Below are 15695 nucleotides of genomic sequence, written 5' to 3' on the forward strand. Positions count from 1 at the left end.
CCATATTAACCGAAACCTCCAACCATTCAATGTGAAAACAGCGATTCTGGGAGGAGGACTCACCGGTGTCACGCTCGCACGCCTGCTGGCTGCAGAAGGGCAGTCCGTGGTGGTGCTGGAGAAGGAGGACCAGATCGGAGGGCTCTGCCGCTCGGTCACTGCAGAAGGATTCACGTTCGACCGCGGCGGCTCTCATATCATCTTCAGCCGCGACCAGCAGGTGCTCGGGCTGATGCACGAGATCCTCAGTCAGAACCGTTCGGTCCGCCATCGGTCGACCAGGATCTTTTATAAAGGAAAGTACCTGAAGTACCCGTTCGAGAACGGGCTTGCTGACCTCCCGAAGGAGGACCTGTACTACTGTATCAGCGAGTTCATCAAGACCCTGATCGCATCCGAGAAGGGCGAGATCCCCCCGCCCGTGACCTTCAAGGACTGGATCCTGGCGACGTTCGGGCAGGGGATCGCCGACTGCTACATGATCCCGTACAATGAGAAGATCTGGAAGTACCCGGCCGACCAGATGTCCTGCCACTGGGTGGATGGCCGGATCCCGCGGCCGCCTGTCGAGGATATCGTCAAGTCGGCGATCGGGATCGAGACCGAGGGGTACACCCACCAGGCGGTCTTCAGTTACCCGACCACCGGGGGGATCGAGGCGCTGGTCACGGCGATGGCCGAACCGGTCAGGGACTGCATCAGGACCGGGTACGAGGTCAGGTCGATCCGGCGCGATGATGACGGCTGGGAGATCAGCGACGGGGAGACGGTCATCCGGGCAGACCGTCTGATCGCGACCATCCCCCTGCAGGCGCTCCTCCCCTGCCTGCAGGCAGTCCCCCCTGAGGTCCAGGAGGCCTGTGACCGCCTTCAGTACAACTCGGTCTGCTGCGTGAATATCGGGGTGAAAGGGGCGGTTCCGGATCACTCCTGGGCGTATATCCCGGACCCTGCCGTCGGCAGGTTCAACCGGATCTCGTTCCCCTCGAACTACAGCTCCGAGGTGGCCCCGCCGGGGTGCTCCTCGGTGCTCGCCGAGATCACCTACCGGGACGGGGACGAGGTGGCCGGCATGTCCGATCAGCAGATGATCGAGCACGTGGTCGGATCCCTGGACAGGATGGGCGTGATCAGGGCCGACCAGGTGGTCTTCACCGGGGTCGAGCGGGAGCAGTTCGCCTACGTGATCTATGACCTGGGGTACACCACCCATATCGCAACGATCAAAGAGTTCTGCAGCGGGGCAGGGATCGAGCTGGTCGGCAGGTTTGCCGAGTTCGAGTACCTGAATATGGACGGCTGCATCCGGCACGTCCTCGACCTCCTGGAGAAGCATCCATGAAGGTCGACTTCTACGTCGAAGATATGTTCTTCTTCAAATACATCGGCTGTGCGACGGTGGCAAAGATGCTCTACCACGAACTCGTCGCCACCGGGGAACTGGAGATGACCTGGAAGGGGATGCCGGGGGATGCGGACCTGGTCCATTACCACACCTTCGGCCCCCTCGCCATGGCTCATTGCCAGCTGGCCACCGGGGTCCGGATCCTGACGGCCCACTCGACCCCCCGGATCAACAACGGAAACATCGCTTTTTACAAAACCATCAACCGACTCTATCCGAAGATCTACCAGCGGTTCGATCACATCATCACCATCTCCGAGTCCTGCCACCAGGAGGTGATCGCGATGGCCCCGGACGTCCCGGCCACGCTGATCCCGAACGGGGTGAACAGGACCTACTTCCGCCCGGACCAGGATCGGCGGGAACGGTTCCGCGAACAGTACCATATCGGTGATGATGAGAAGGTGGTGCTGACCGTGGCCCAGATGACGCCGCGGAAGGGGATCTATGACTTTCTCGCACTGGCGAAGGCTCACCCGGAGATCAGGTGGGTCTGGGTCGGTGGATTGCCCTACGGCCCGGTCTCCAAGGATTACCGGCGGATCAAGGAATTGAGCGAACATGCCGGCGAGAATGTCATCTTCACCGGGTATGTCGACGAGATTGCCGACCCGTACAACGGCGCCGATCTCTTCCTGATGCCCTCGCATGCAGAGACGTTCGGACTGGTGATCCTCGAGGCCCTCGCGAGCGGGCTGCCGGTGATCGCCCGGGATATTCCCGAGTTCCGGGAGATCTTCGGAGACCAGGTGCTGTACTTCAATGACCTGGCCGACGTGACCTCCCTGCTCAGGGATGAAGGGCGGCTCAAAACCATCGGGGCCGGCTCCCGGGCATGGACCGAGAAGCACGATCTCAGGACGATCGCAGAGCAGCACATCAGCCTGTACCGATCACTCGTCGAAAAGTGATACTACCCGGGAGAGATCCGGCACGCCGGTTCCATCCCAGCATCGATCTTTTTTCCATCACTTTTTTCTCCACCTCTGCGATCGTCCGACCATCCCTCAAAATCGTGACAAGGTTTAAAGAGGAGGAGCGTGGAGAGTCGGTCTGTTAAGGAGTGCTGAGCATGATCAAAAAGTCAATCGAAGAAGCGCTGAACAAGCAGGTCAACAGGGAGTACTACTCCGCGTACCTGTACCTGTCGATGTCGTCGTACCTTGATTCGATCAACCTGAAAGGGTTCGCCCACTGGTTGCGGGTGCAGGCCCGCGAGGAGCTGGCCCATGGTATGAGACTGTACGACCACCTGATCGCGATGAACGGGAGAGCCCTGCTCCAGCCGATCGAGGCGCCCCCAGAGGAGTGGAAGTCGACGCAGGAGATCTTCGAGCAGGTCTATGACCATGAACAGAAGGTGACCGCGATGATCGCTGCACTGATGGACCTGGCACTTGAGAAGAAGGACTACGCCACGGCAGCGGCGCTCCAGTGGTTTGTGACCGAGCAGGTCGAGGAGGAGGCGAACGCCCTGGCGATCCTCGAACAGATCAAGACCGTCGGCGATGTCCCGGGGCACCTCTTCTACCTGGACCATCACCTCGCAAAGCGCGAGTGATCATCACCACTTTTTTGATACGAGACCATGGACCATTGAACCATGATCCGAACAGGGCATGCCAAAAAGAGATTGCCGGGGATTCCGGTATGGTATCGAAGAACCCGTCAGGGATGTCGCTTGATGGAGATCAGATCGCCGAGCGTCGTCTTCACCTGCTCAGCACGCCTCTTTTCGATCGGATCCTCGGGTGAGTCGACCAGCCGGATCAGGAGCACCTTCTCGATCTTCTTGCGGACCTCGTCCTCAGGGATCAGGTCGCCCTTCTCGATCTTCTTGATCAGCATCTCCTTCTCTTTCACCGCAAGCGCGAGATCCTTCTGGGACATCCCCCTCCCGGCCCGGGCGTTCTTGATCCGCTCGCCATAGTCGTCAACGATCTCCCCGTCCATCATATCAAAGGCATCCCGCCTGTGATGAACAACCGGCGTTGCTTTGGCTCCGGGGACATTACGCTTCAGTGCAGGTTTCTTTGGCTGCTGCACTTCAACCCCGTATTTGGCACACTGACCACAGACTTCGAGCTCTGCACCTTCTATTCTGACTCGTTTTGCAGAGGGGCCGGTGATCACGGATCCACATAATTCACAATGCATACTACTTCGCAAAAATCTTTATAGTCATTTTCCCCTATATATCTATTTGAGAGGGACGAGATGGCCGACACCCTGAATCATTTACCTGAACCTCAGAAAGGAGAGGATCTGTACCGGTATCTCCTTGAAAGGGTGACGAACCTGGAGGACCGAAATACGGAACTTCGGGAGCAGCTCCGCCAGATCGAAGCTGATAAGCGCTACCTCGAGACCCAGAAGGTCAGGTACGAACGGGAGGTGCGGAAGTTCAAGAGCGAGATCGAGCAGATGAAGTCCCCGCCCCTCGTGATCGGGACGGTCACCGATCTGATCGATGAGACCAGGGTGATCGTCAGGTCGAGTGCAGGTCCGCGATTTCTGGTCGGGATCTCGCAGAGCCTGAATATCGAAGATGTGAAACCCGGGGCCCGCTGCACCTTGAACCAGCAGTCGCTTGCCATCGTCGAGATTCTCCCGACCAACTATGATGCACAGGTGTACGGGATGGAGGTGATCGAGGCACCTTCTGAACGGTACGAAGAGATCGGAGGACTTGAGAAACAGATCATCGAGATCAGGGAGGCCGTCGAACTGCCGCTTAAGAAGCCTGAGATCTTCCGGAAGATGGGGGTCGAGCCGCCGAAGGGGGTGCTCCTCCATGGTCCGCCCGGGACCGGGAAGACCCTGCTGGCACGGGCGGTCGCTCACCAGACCGATGCACACTTCCTCCGGGTGGTCGGGTCTGAACTGGTGCAGAAGTACATCGGGGAAGGCGCCCGGCTGGTCAGGGAGCTCTTCGAACTGGCCAAGAAGAAGAGCCCCTCGATCATCTTCATCGATGAGATCGATGCGATCGGGGCATCCCGGACCGAGTCGAACACCTCCGGGGATCGCGAGGTGCACCGGACCCTGATGCAGCTGCTGGCCGAGATGGACGGGTTCAGCAACCGCGGAGACGTCCGGATCATCGGGGCCACGAACAGGATCGATATCCTCGACCGCGCACTCCTCAGGCCGGGACGGTTCGATCGGATCATCGAGATTCCGCTCCCTGACATCGAGGGGAGGCTCTCGATCCTGGATATCCACTGCGCAGGGATGAACATCGACAAAAAGATCGATATCAGAGAGATCGCAACACGGACAGAGGGGAAGAACGGGGCTGACCTGCATGCGATCTGCATGGAAGCAGGGATGTTTGCGATCAGGTCCGACCATGAGATGGTGACCCTGGAGGACTTTGAAAGATCGATCGAGAAGTTCTCCAACGATTTCGACCGAAACACCCTGATCAATGCATCAGGGGCCATGTTCGCGTAAAGAGAGGACGGGAAACCGTCCCCTCTTCAGATCACTTTTTAAAAAAATATTACAGGATGACTACTCTTTTGCAGCGTAATGGGTGACCGCGCCATAGGGGATCAGCCGGCCGTGGTCGTCCAGCACCGAGACGGCACCATGGCCGCCACAGATCAGGCCGGGCCGCTCTTCCTGGCCGCGTGACGTCCCGAGGTCTGTCATGATCTGCAGGATCGCCTGCCGTTCGGTCCGGGCCAGGTCGCTGTCCACGTTCACCGATGTGACCAGCAGCACCGCAAGCGTGCTGTAGTCCCGCCTGGCCTGCGTGAGACTGTCGAAGTTGATCACACAGTCGGCGGTGAAGAAGATCCCCGCCTCTCTGCAGAAGAGGTACGTCTGCGCATACATATGCCCGCCGAGCCCTTCGAGCACCTGGAAGTGCAGATCCCCGACCCGGACCTCCCCGACGATCGGGAACGGCCCGACCGTGCCCAGTGGTTCGGAGGAGAAGAGGTGCACGTCCTCGGGAATGGTGAACCCGGAGAAGAGGTTGATCATCGTGGTATAGACCTCCTCGAGGACCGACCCCTCCGACCGGGAGCCATATGCCCGGTTTGCCTGCCTGATCACCTCCAGCGTGCCGGGGTGCATATAACAGGGGACCGCAAAGAGTCCTGACCCGCCACAGTGGTCTGCGTCAGCATGGGTGATGATGACCCGTTTCAGCTGGCCGAGATCGGTGAACCCATATCGCGCCAGCATCTGGAGAATGTCGTCATGGTAGATCCCGAACCCGGTATCGACCAGCACCAGCTCGTCGCCGGCCTTCAAGAGGAAGACGTTTCCCCCGCAGGGCATCTGAAAGCAGAAGAGCGTGACCTGGTCACTGACCACGATCTGCTGGACGTCTGCGTAAAACCCCTGATCGCTGGTCTTGCGGAGGGTCTGGCCGGCGGAAAGGACGTTCGCAAAGACCTCCTGGGGATCCCGTCCCCGGTTCATCAGTTCCTGGACGGTGTGATTGATGTCGTGGAGGAACCGGAGCAGGAACGAGTCGTCCGCCTCGTCGCCGATCAGTTCGCGCACCCGCTGGGCGAACCGGACATAGAAGATCGTATCGTCCAGATGCCGGCCGGTCGGGTCGTACTCGACGACCTCGAGTTTGTAGGCAGAACTGAGCTGACCGAGCAGGTCGTCGACGACCCCGTTCTGGTCCAGGTTCAGGCTGATCGTAACCCGTTCCGGGTGGCGGCCCCGCTCGTCAAAGTCGATGAAGAGGATGTTCGCCCCGCCCAGCCGGACCGTATCGAGGAACGCAGCGAGGGCGCCGGCCTGGTGCGGCAGGTATACGTACAGCTTCAGGATCCGGCTCCTGGGCAGCGAGGTCTGGAGCAGCCCGGCCCGATCCAGGTGATCGAGTACCTGACTGCACCGCTCCGGATCCCCGGTCACCTCGAAGAAGACCGTCTCTCTGTCGATCCGCTGGTCGTACTGGGCCCGGGTGATGTTCAGCCCGAACTCGGTGATGATCGCAGCGACCCGGTGCAACGCCCCGGGTTCATCGGGAACTCGGGCGATAAATGAGAACCTCTCCTCTCTCTCCATCAGTCTTCAGAGAGTGTATGACGCTCCTCGAATAAAGGATCAAAGGATCGGAAACGCACAAACGTCGCCCTTATATCCCACCGGCATGAATTGATAAGAGAGTGCCAATGACCGGGGGGTTGAGTCCAGGAATGAGGCAGTATCAGGCTGCAAAGCAGCAGTATCCCGATGCTCTGCTCCTCTTTCGGATGGGCGATTTTTACGAGACGTTCGGTGCCGACGCAGAGATCGTCGCACGCGAACTGGATATTGTACTGACGTCGCGGTCTTCTGACAGCGCAGGAAAGAAGATTCCGCTCGCAGGGGTGCCCTATCATGCAGCGGACGCCTATATCGCACGGCTGGTCCGGCGCGGGTACAAGGTCGCAGTTGGGGAGCAGGTCGAGGACCCCAAGAAGGCGAAAGGGCTCGTCAAGCGCGAGGTGGTCAGGGTGATCACGCCCGGGACCGTGATCGAGTCGGAGCTGCTCGGGTCGGCCGAGGCCAGGACGCTCGTGGCGGTCGCTCCCGATCGGCGGGGAGACCTGGCCGGGGTGGCATCGCTGGACGTCTCGACCGGGGCCTTCTCGGTGCTGGTCACCAGGGCCGGGTCCGACTGCGCCGGCCTCAGGACCGAACTGGCCCGGATCGGTCCGACCGAGGTGATCGTTCCGTCATCGGCGGATCCGGACCTGATCGCTGCGGCCAGGGAGATCTGCCCGGTGGTGACCCCGTATCCTGACGAGTCCTTCGCACCCGGCACTGCTGAGGACCTGCTGAAGCGTCACTTCCAGACCGCCACCCTCGAGGGGTTCGGCTGTGCCGGCCTTCCCCAGGCCGTGGGAGCGGCCGGGGCTGCGCTCGCCTATGCACAGGAGATGCACCACGCCCCGCTGACGCATATCACCATGCTCTCGACCCGGACCGCGGAAGAGCGGATGGTGCTGGACGAGATCACCCTTCGGAACCTGGAACTGGTCTCGACGATCAGGGGCGAGGCGAAGGACGGGACGCTCCTCAGTGTGCTCGACCGGACCGGCACCTCGATGGGAGCCCGGCTGCTCAAGTCCTGCCTGGTGAGCCCGCTTCTCGACCGCGAACAGATCGAGGGGAGGCTCGATGCGGTCTCGTTCTTCGTCGACCACCCGCTGATCCGGGCCGAGGTCAGAAGCCTGCTCCACCGGTCCGCCGACATCGAGCGGATCGCCGGCAGGATCGCCTACGGGAGTGCGACGCCGCGGGACCTGGTCACCCTGAACCGCTCGCTCACCGTTCTTCCGATGATCAGCAGCCTGCTCAGCGACCCGGCGGTGACGGTCCCGCCAGAGGTGGCCGCGGCCCTCGCCGGCATCCGGGACCCCGGCGCCATCACAGAGCTGATCGAGCGGGCCCTCGTCGACGACCCGCCGGCGAACACCCGGAACGGGGGGATGATCCGGGACGGGTACGACGAGACCCTCGACCACTTCCGGTCCCTCTCGGGGTCGGGGAAGGACTGGATCATCGACCTGCAGCAGAAAGAACGGGAACGGACCGGGATCAGGACGCTGAAGATCGCCTACAACCGGGTCTTCGGCTACTACATCGAGGTCTCCAAGGCGAACGCTGCGCTGGTCCCGGCCGAGTACGACCGGAAACAGACCACCACCAATGGCGAGCGGTACACCACCCCGGCCCTCCGGGAGCAGGAGCAGCAGATCGCCGAGGCCGAGGAGCACCTGCTCGAACAGGAGACGACCCTCTTTGCAGACCTGCTGACCACCATGGCCGGCTCGGTCCCGATGCTGCAGCAGAACGCCGCATCGGTGGCCTGGCTGGACATGTACGCGGCCCTCGCCGAGGTCGCGGTCCAGGACGGGTTCACCCGCCCGGTGATCATCGACGAGCCGAAGGTGCTGATCCGGGGCGGGCGGCACCCGGTCGTCGAGCAGCACGTCGAGGGCGGGTTCATCCCGAACGACACCAGCATGGACGGTGCCGAGGAGCAGATCCTGATCATCACCGGTGCGAACATGGCCGGCAAGTCCACGTACATGCGGTCGCTGGCGATCCTCTGCATCATGGCACAGATGGGCAGTTTCGTTCCCGCCGACCATGCGACGATCGGGCTGGTCGACCGGGTCTTCACCCGGGTCGGGGCGTTCGACGACCTGGCCCGCGGGCAGTCCACCTTCATGGTCGAGATGGTCGAACTGGCCAACATCCTCAACCACGTGACCCCGCAGAGCCTGGTGATCCTGGACGAGATCGGCCGCGGGACGTCGACGGTGGACGGGTACAGCATCGCCCGGGCCGTCCTCGAGTTTCTGCACGGCAAGGGAAAGAGCGGGCCGCGGACCCTCTTCGCGACCCATTTCCACGAGCTGGTCGACGTCGAAGCGACCTTAAAAAGGGTTCGGAACTATCACCTGGCCGTGCAGGAGACCGGGACCGACGTGGTCTTCACCAGGCAGCTGATCCCCGGCGCGACCGACAAGAGCTACGGCATCCATGTCGCCACCCTGGCCGGGGTGCCGAGGAAGGTGACCGAACGGGCGACTGCGATCCTGGCCGAGGTGATGGGCCGGGAGTATAACGAGGCCCCGAAGAAGGCACGGTATACGCAGATGCTGCTGATCAGCCCCGAATCCGAGACGGTCGAACACCCGGCCGTCAAGGCCCTCCGGGCGATCAACCCGGACGACCTCTCCCCGCTGCAGGCCCTGCAGGCGCTCTACGCCCTCAAAGAACAGATGAGAGGGGGCGGGGCATGAGCGGGCCAGTGATCCGCCAGCTCGACCAGGCGACGATCAACCAGATCGCAGCCGGGGAGGTGATCGAGCGGCCGGCCTCGGTGGCCAAGGAGCTGATCGAGAACGCCATCGATGCCGGCGCAGACCTGATCCGGTGCGAGGTGACGACAGAGAACGGAGCGATCACCAGGATCCGGATCGTCGACAACGGCTGCGGGATGAGCAGCGAAGACGCGGCGATCGCCTGTCTCCCGCACACCACCAGCAAGCTGCGGACCCTCGACGACCTCTCGACGATCCGGACGATGGGCTTCCGGGGGGAGGCGCTCGCCAGCATCGGGGCCGTCTCAACGATGATGCTGGTGACCCGCCAGAAGGGGAGCGCCACCGGGACCAGGGTCGCGATCCGCGGCGGGGTGATCAGCGAGGTGGCCGAGGCCGGGTCCGCCCTGGGGACCACGGTTACGGTCGACGACCTCTTCTTCAACACCCCGGCACGGAAGAAGTTCCAGAAGTCGCAGAAGACCGAGCTCGGCCATCTCTACGGCGTCGTCGAGCGGATAGCCCTGGCCAACCCGGGGGTGGGGTTCAGGCTGGTGCTGAACCGGCGCGGACGGATCACCACCCAGCGGTCCTCGGATAAACGCGATACGATCGTCGGACTGTTCGGGCCCGAGCTGGCCAGAGGCTTGATCCCGGTCAGTGCAACAGAGGGGCCGGTCAGGATCGAGGGGTTCATCTCCCCGCCGGCGATCAGCAGGCTCGAACCGTACCAGGTCCACCTGAGCATCAACCGGCGGGACATCTACAACCGGGCCCTCCTGAACGCGATCAGGGAGGGCTACGGGACGCTCCTCCCCAGAGACCGGTATCCCGTGGCGTTTCTGGACCTGACGATCGACACCGCCCTCGTCGACGTGAACGTCCACCCGGCCAAGCGGCAGGTCAGGCTCGACCAGGAACAGACGGTCACGGCGGCGGTGACCGCCATGATCCGGGCAGCGCTCGAGCATGCCGACCTGCTCTATCGCCCGGTCACCTACCACCCCACGGCGCTGGAGACCGAGGGGGTCGAGGAGACGAACGCACCGTACGCCAGGGGTACCGGTGCACCCCGGACGGGAGGCACACCATCCCCACGCCTGCAGCAGACCACGGCCCCACGGCGGCTGACCACCCAGCAGATCAGGCTGACCAGCCGGCCCACATTCTCCAGGGAGGAAGGCGTACCGGGCCGCACCCCGCTCCCCGCGATGCGGGTGCTCGGCCAGGTGGCGAACACCTACCTGATCGCAGAGACCCCCGACCAGACCCTCTGCCTGATCGATCAGCACGCCGCCCATGAACGGATCCTCTACGACCAGCTCCGACGGGACCGGACCATCCAGACGCAGGAGCTGATCACCCCGGTGCTGCTGACGGTCACGCCGCAGGAGGCCGAGGCGGTCAGGGAGGCGACCCCCATCTTCGAACGGGAGGGGTTCCGGATCGAGGAGTTCGGCAAGGAGACCTTCGCGGTGTACGCAGTGCCGGTGATCTTCGGACGGATCGAAGACCCCGAACAGGTCAGGGAGATCATCGCCGGGGTGATCAGCGAGGAACCGGGCGATCATACGGCGACGAGGGACGCGATCACCAGCAGGGTGGCCTGCAGGGGGGCGGTGAAGGCCGGGGCGGTGCTGACGAACGAGCAGGGCGGACAGTTGCTCGCCCAGCTGGCGGCCACCGAGGATCCGTACACCTGCCCCCATGGAAGGCCGACGGTGATCCGGTTCACCCCAGAGCAGCTGGCCGCCCTCTTTCTCCGGACCTGACGGGCCAGGAACCCCCCTGCCTTTTTCAATGGTACTGGTAGGACCGGTCCAGCTCGGCTTCCAGGTTTTCAAACATCCGTTTCAGCCCCTCGTACTCCCCGCGGTTCACCTCTGCCTCGGCCTTTACCCGGTCCAGTTCCTCAAGGACCCGCTCCATCCGCTCCTCCATCCGCTCCATCCGGTCGAGGAGGAGGGTGCTGCCGGACCGTGTGGGGGTGAACGACGGGATCTTCTCCATCCAGGAACTGTCGAACTTTGACAGGGGGATCTGCAACAGTTTGATCTGCCGGATCGCATCCTGCATCGGCCGGATCTGTTGTTCGACCGAAGCGGTGATCGCCGGGAGTTCTCCGACCGGGATCATCGCCTGTTCGAGGAAGGTCTGCATCTTTCGAACCTGCTCCTGCATCGTCAGGATCGGGGCGATCGAGTTCTCCCGGATCTCCCGGAGGTCGTTGAGGAGGGTCTCGGTGAGCGTCAGAAACGGGTAATTCTCACTGCACCGCACGAGCAGTTGCCCGGCCAGCTCACGAACCAGGAGGTCGTCGGCCCCAGTCAGGTCCCTGACGATCCGGCAGACCTTCAGCGGGAGGTGCGGGATATGCCGATCGATCAACTCCAGCGCCTCGTACTGGGTCTCCGGGGTCCTGGACTTGATCTCGATCTCCTCCCAGAGCGCCTGCCGGGTCTCCTCCTCTGCAGAGTCCTCCCCTTCAGCCGTCGCCATCTCCTCCATCTCCTGTGTGCGGGATACTCGCCTGATCCTATATAGTTCTTCTCCGAATGACGGGTGGACGAACAAAAAGCAAGGTTATTATAATCTCCTTCAGATGATGTAGATCATCAGGACGTGATGCACCTCCAGCGTCCTCCTGCCGGTCGTGTATTCATCCATTGGCAGGAGAGGATGAACCCTTGTATGATAACCGTACTTCTTGTCGACGACGAACCCGCACTGCTGGACCTGACCAGACTCTTTCTTGAACAGGATCCTGAGATCAGGGTGACCACCTGTTCGTCCGCAATCGATGCCCTCGATATTCTCATGAGCGGGCGGTTCGACGCCATCATATCGGACTACGAGATGCCGGGGATCAATGGGATCGACTTTTTGCAGAGGTTCAGGCAGTCCGGGGACCAGACCCCGTTCTGCATCTTCACCGGCAGGGGGCGGGAGCATGTTGCGATCGATGCGCTGAACTCGGGCGCGGACTTCTACCTGCAGAAGGGCGGCGACCCGAAGTCACAGTTCGCCGAACTGAAGAACGTGATCTGGCAGTCGGTGAAACGGCGGCAGGCAGAACTTGCACTGGCAGAGAGCGAGGAGAATTACCGGTTTCTCGCCGACTACTCGCTCAATGCCATGATGGTGGCGGATTTCTCCGGAACGATCCTGCTCGCCAACTGGATGGCCGCGAAGATGGCCGAACTCGACAGTCCTGCTGCGATGATCGGCAGGAGCACCGCCGAGTTCATAACTCCTGAGTCGCAGCAGCGGGCGATCGAAGACATTTCGAAGGTGCTGGCCGGAGAGAGCAGATTTGAAGGCAGGTACAGGCTGCAGACCATAACGGGAAAGAAGATGTGGGTGAGGTCGATCGGGACGAGGATCGAGTATCAGGGAAAGCCGGCCCTCATCGTCTCTATCTCGGACATCACGGACGAGCAGTGCTTTCGAGAGGCAGCCACCCGGTTTGAGGAGGAGTTCACGTGGCTCTTCTCCACCCAGAACGACCCGTCCCTGATCACCGGGATTGAAGAGCCCGGCCAGGAAGAACTGATCCTGAAGGCGAACCGGGCCGCGACAGATCTGCTCGGGTACACCGAAGAGGAACTGCAGGGAATGCCCCTGCGACGGATCCTCCCCTCAGCAGATCTCCAGGCCCGTCAGAGCGAGCCAGAACGGAAGGAAGCGGTGCTCTCTATGAAGAACGGCGGCACCGTACATGCGCTGGCGATCTCGCATTCCATCGTCATCGACCAGAGGCCGGCGACGATGCTGGTCATCCCGGAGATAGGGAGAGCGTCCCCCTCGCTCGGGGCCGGCGGGAAGGACGCGTGGTTCCGGACGATGATGGACTCGATCCTCGCCGGGGTGATGCTGATCGATGCCGAGGACCATCGAATCATGGACATCAATGCCGCGGCCGCGGCCATGATCGGCACCCCTGCCGGGGACCTGATCGGGACCTGCTGTCATGAATCGATCTGCCCGGGCGAGGGGGGGCGATGCCCGATCACCGACCTGATGATGACCGTCGACCGGTCCGAACGGGTGCTGGTGACGGCGGACGGGACGAGACGATCGATCCTGAAATCGGTATCCCCGTTTATTATCCACGGCCACCGGTACCTGCTGGAGTCGTTCGTCGACATCACCGACCGGGTCAAGGCCGAGCATGCGATCAACCAGGCGAACAGGAAACTGAACATCCTCTCCAGCGTGACCAGGCACGACATCCTGAACCAACTGACGGTGCTCCGGGGGTACCTGGCCCTGGCCGAGGACGCCTCCGAGGAGGCCGGGGCTGCAGAGACGACCGGCCCGTACATCAGGCAGATCGAGAGGGCGGCACGGACGATCCGGCAGCAGATCGAGTTCACCCGGGACTACCAGGACATCGGGATCCAGGCGCCGGGGTGGCACCGTATCAGCATCATCCTCGCCAATGTGACCTCCAAACTCGATCCCGGCAAGGTCCAGGTACGTAACACCATCAACGGGCTCGAGATCTATGCCGACCCGCTGATCACCGAGGTCTTCTACAACCTGCTGGACAATGCATTCCGGCATGCCGGAAGGCTGACCTGGATCTCGATCGCCTGCAGAGAGGTGCCGGAGGGGCTGATCATCTCGGTCTCAGACGACGGGGACGGGGTTCACCCACACCAGAAGGAGCAGATCTTCGGACGCGGGTACGGGAAGAACACCGGGTACGGGCTCTTCATCATCCGCGACATCCTGGACATCACCGGGATCACCATCCAGGAGACCGGGACATTCGGCGAGGGGGCGCAGTTCGATCTGCTGGTTCCGGAGGGGGCGTTCCGGTTTGCCGGCGCGAAGGATGAGACGCCCGGCACCAGGTCAGGTCAGTGTGATATCCCGGGAACGCCATACTGATCAGGAAGAAGACCATCGGCACCGCGGTGTTCGATGGAGGTGAACCGATGTCAGAGGGGAACGAAGGAAAGTATTGTACGATCTGCGGCGGGCTGCCGCCATCAGGAACCAAGCAGATCGTCGTCGAAGGAAAGCCGACCGGGATCGACCGGCTCGATGAGATCGTCAAGGCGGTCAGGAACCTCGATCTGCACGATGATGCAGCGATCATGGAGGCGCTGCTGGTGCGGACCAGGGTCTACAACTATGTGCCGACCAGGAAGACGGCGGCGTACGGGCAGGGGCTGCTCGAAGCCTACCGGGAGGAGTAGGGGGGGCCGGGAAACCTTCTTCTGATCGCCTGTCCTTCTTTTCAGTTCAGGCGATAGTATCGATCGATGTCCCCTATGTAAAAAACCGGTCCAGCAGGGATGGAATGTCTGTCCTTACTGCAGAGGAGACCTCCGGGAGGCCGCAGCCGGGCCGGACCGCGATCCTCGCAATCCACCGGTATCGATGAGAGTCTGCGCCTTCTGCGGCGCCGAATCTCCTGCCGAGAGCGGCACCTACTGCCAGTCGTGCGGGTTCCGGATCAGGGCTCTCCCTTCCCCGGGACCTGACGCCCGGGCCGCTTCACCCGGGATCGGTTCCACCCCCCGCACCAGACGGCCCAGGCGGCCGACCCACCGGATCGGCAGGAGCATGCTGCTGGTCATCGCGGCGATGCTGATCTTCATCCTCTGTGCCGTCCCCGAACTGCTGGCCGGCTCAGCCCAGGAATCGGTCGGGAGTACCCCCACGGAGACCCTCACCCAGACCGTAGCGAGTCTCCAGACCCCTACCACCGTAACTCCAGGGATCTCGCCGGATCCCGACGGTATGGCCGGATATCTCTCCTATCTACTCGACGACGGGCTGGGGACGATCCCCTTCCAGATCCACCGCCAGGCGTACCAGGAGACGGCGGCAGAGACCATCCGCTTCTCTGGAGACGAACAGCAGTACTACCTGCAGATCCTCGACGACCCGGTGCAGCGGCCCGACCTTGCGGCGCTCGCCGACCGGATCCGCTCGATCACCGACGACCCCAAGGACCAGGCCAGGATCGCGGTCAGTGCCGTCCAGCAGATCCCGTACGACACCGCAAAGGCGGAGCTCGAGAGCACGGGCCAGCGGGACCGGTACCCGATCGAGGTGCTGCACGACGGCCAGGGGCTCTGCGGGGAGAAGTCGCTGCTGCTCGCCTCGCTCCTCCGGGACCTCGGGTTCGGGGTCGCGCTCTTCGAGTTCAAGCCCGAGCAGCACATGGCCGTCGGGATCGCGTGCCCGGCCGGGTACGACTATGCCGGCACCGGCTACGCCTTCATCGAGTCCACCGAGCCCTCGATCATCACCGACAGCAACGGGACCTATGCCGGTATCGGAAGACTCTCCTCCACGCCGGTGGTGATTTCGATCGCCCCGGGGTCAGCGTTCACCGGCATCGGGGAGGAGGAGGCCGATGCGAAAGAGTGGCGGAGTCTCCAGAGTATGGGGAAGACCCTCGACGAGTACCATTACGCCCGGTACCTGCTGCTGAAGCAGAAGTACGGGCTGATCACCACCGACAGTTAGAAAAAAGG

12 protein-coding genes are annotated in these 15695 nt (G+C 62.3%); 9 read left to right on the forward strand and 3 right to left on the reverse strand.

The features are described 5' to 3' along the window. The first annotated feature begins 31 nt into the window (after nt 1–31). From ACFKSJ_RS05105 to ACFKSJ_RS05115, 3 genes are all read left to right on the forward strand, one after another. Complete coding sequence (locus tag ACFKSJ_RS05105; protein ID WP_440951176.1) at nt 32–1342, forward strand: protoporphyrinogen/coproporphyrinogen oxidase; 1311 nt, start codon at nt 32–34, stop codon at nt 1340–1342. Further along, on the forward strand, nt 1339–2316 hold the full coding sequence (locus tag ACFKSJ_RS05110; protein ID WP_440951177.1) for a glycosyltransferase family 4 protein: 978 nt from the start codon (nt 1339–1341) through the stop codon (nt 2314–2316). The genes ACFKSJ_RS05105 and ACFKSJ_RS05110 overlap by 4 nt, the downstream gene beginning before the upstream one ends. 161 nt (nt 2317–2477) lie before the next feature. Then, nucleotides 2478–2966: a ferritin gene (locus ACFKSJ_RS05115; protein WP_440951178.1), complete on the forward strand. Its 489-nt coding sequence runs from the start codon at nt 2478–2480 to the stop codon at nt 2964–2966. A 107-nt stretch (nt 2967–3073) separates the two neighbouring features. On the opposite strand, the gene ACFKSJ_RS05120 is transcribed toward ACFKSJ_RS05115, so the two are convergent. Further along, entirely contained in the window at nt 3074–3562 is a 489-nt protein-coding gene (locus ACFKSJ_RS05120; RefSeq protein WP_440951179.1) for a multiprotein bridging factor aMBF1, read from the reverse strand. 60 nt (nt 3563–3622) lie between these two features. Between ACFKSJ_RS05120 and ACFKSJ_RS05125 the strand changes: the two genes are divergently transcribed. Next, nucleotides 3623–4861: a proteasome-activating nucleotidase gene (locus tag ACFKSJ_RS05125; RefSeq protein ID WP_440951180.1), complete on the forward strand. Its 1239-nt coding sequence runs from the start codon at nt 3623–3625 to the stop codon at nt 4859–4861. Between the two features lie 60 nt (nt 4862–4921). On the opposite strand, the gene ACFKSJ_RS05130 is transcribed toward ACFKSJ_RS05125, so the two are convergent. After that, entirely contained in the window at nt 4922–6445 is a 1524-nt protein-coding gene (locus ACFKSJ_RS05130; protein ID WP_440951181.1) for an MBL fold metallo-hydrolase, read from the reverse strand. 131 nt (nt 6446–6576) lie between these two features. Between ACFKSJ_RS05130 and mutS the strand changes: the two genes are divergently transcribed. Both mutS and mutL read left to right on the forward strand, forming a co-directional pair. Continuing rightward, nucleotides 6577–9177 carry a DNA mismatch repair protein MutS gene (gene mutS, locus ACFKSJ_RS05135; protein ID WP_440951182.1) on the forward strand — a complete coding sequence of 867 codons (2601 nt, stop codon included), beginning with the start codon at nt 6577–6579 and terminating at the stop codon, nt 9175–9177. Next, nucleotides 9174–10970 carry a DNA mismatch repair endonuclease MutL gene (gene mutL / locus ACFKSJ_RS05140; RefSeq protein WP_440951183.1) on the forward strand — a complete coding sequence of 599 codons (1797 nt, stop codon included), beginning with the start codon at nt 9174–9176 and terminating at the stop codon, nt 10968–10970. Before mutS ends, mutL begins: the two co-directional genes overlap by 4 nt. Nucleotides 10971–10995: 25 nt before the next feature. On the opposite strand, the gene ACFKSJ_RS05145 is transcribed toward mutL, so the two are convergent. Then, nucleotides 10996–11697, reverse strand: a complete 702-nt coding sequence (locus ACFKSJ_RS05145; RefSeq protein ID WP_440951184.1) for a hypothetical protein — start codon at nt 11695–11697, stop codon at nt 10996–10998. A gap of 192 nt (nt 11698–11889) precedes the next feature. Here ACFKSJ_RS05145 and ACFKSJ_RS05150 point away from each other — a divergent pair, with 192 nt between their 5' ends. From ACFKSJ_RS05150 to ACFKSJ_RS05160, 3 genes are all read left to right on the forward strand, one after another. Next, nucleotides 11890–14094 (forward strand): PAS domain S-box protein, encoded by a 2205-nt coding sequence (locus ACFKSJ_RS05150; protein WP_440951185.1) that lies wholly within the window; start codon nt 11890–11892, stop codon nt 14092–14094. Between the two features lie 47 nt (nt 14095–14141). Next, a complete protein-coding gene (locus ACFKSJ_RS05155; RefSeq protein WP_440951186.1) occupies nt 14142–14405 on the forward strand; it encodes an NAC family transcription factor in 264 nt (87 codons plus the stop codon). 184 nt (nt 14406–14589) lie between these two features. Next, the gene (locus ACFKSJ_RS05160; protein WP_440951187.1) at nt 14590–15687 is read left to right on the forward strand and encodes a hypothetical protein; all 1098 of its coding nucleotides are present in this window, start codon (nt 14590–14592) and stop codon (nt 15685–15687) included. Nucleotides 15688–15695 lie beyond the last annotated feature (8 nt).

This window comes from Methanosphaerula subterraneus, from assembly GCF_052055875.1.
Classification (GTDB): domain Archaea; phylum Halobacteriota; class Methanomicrobia; order Methanomicrobiales; family Methanospirillaceae; genus Methanosphaerula; species Methanosphaerula subterraneus.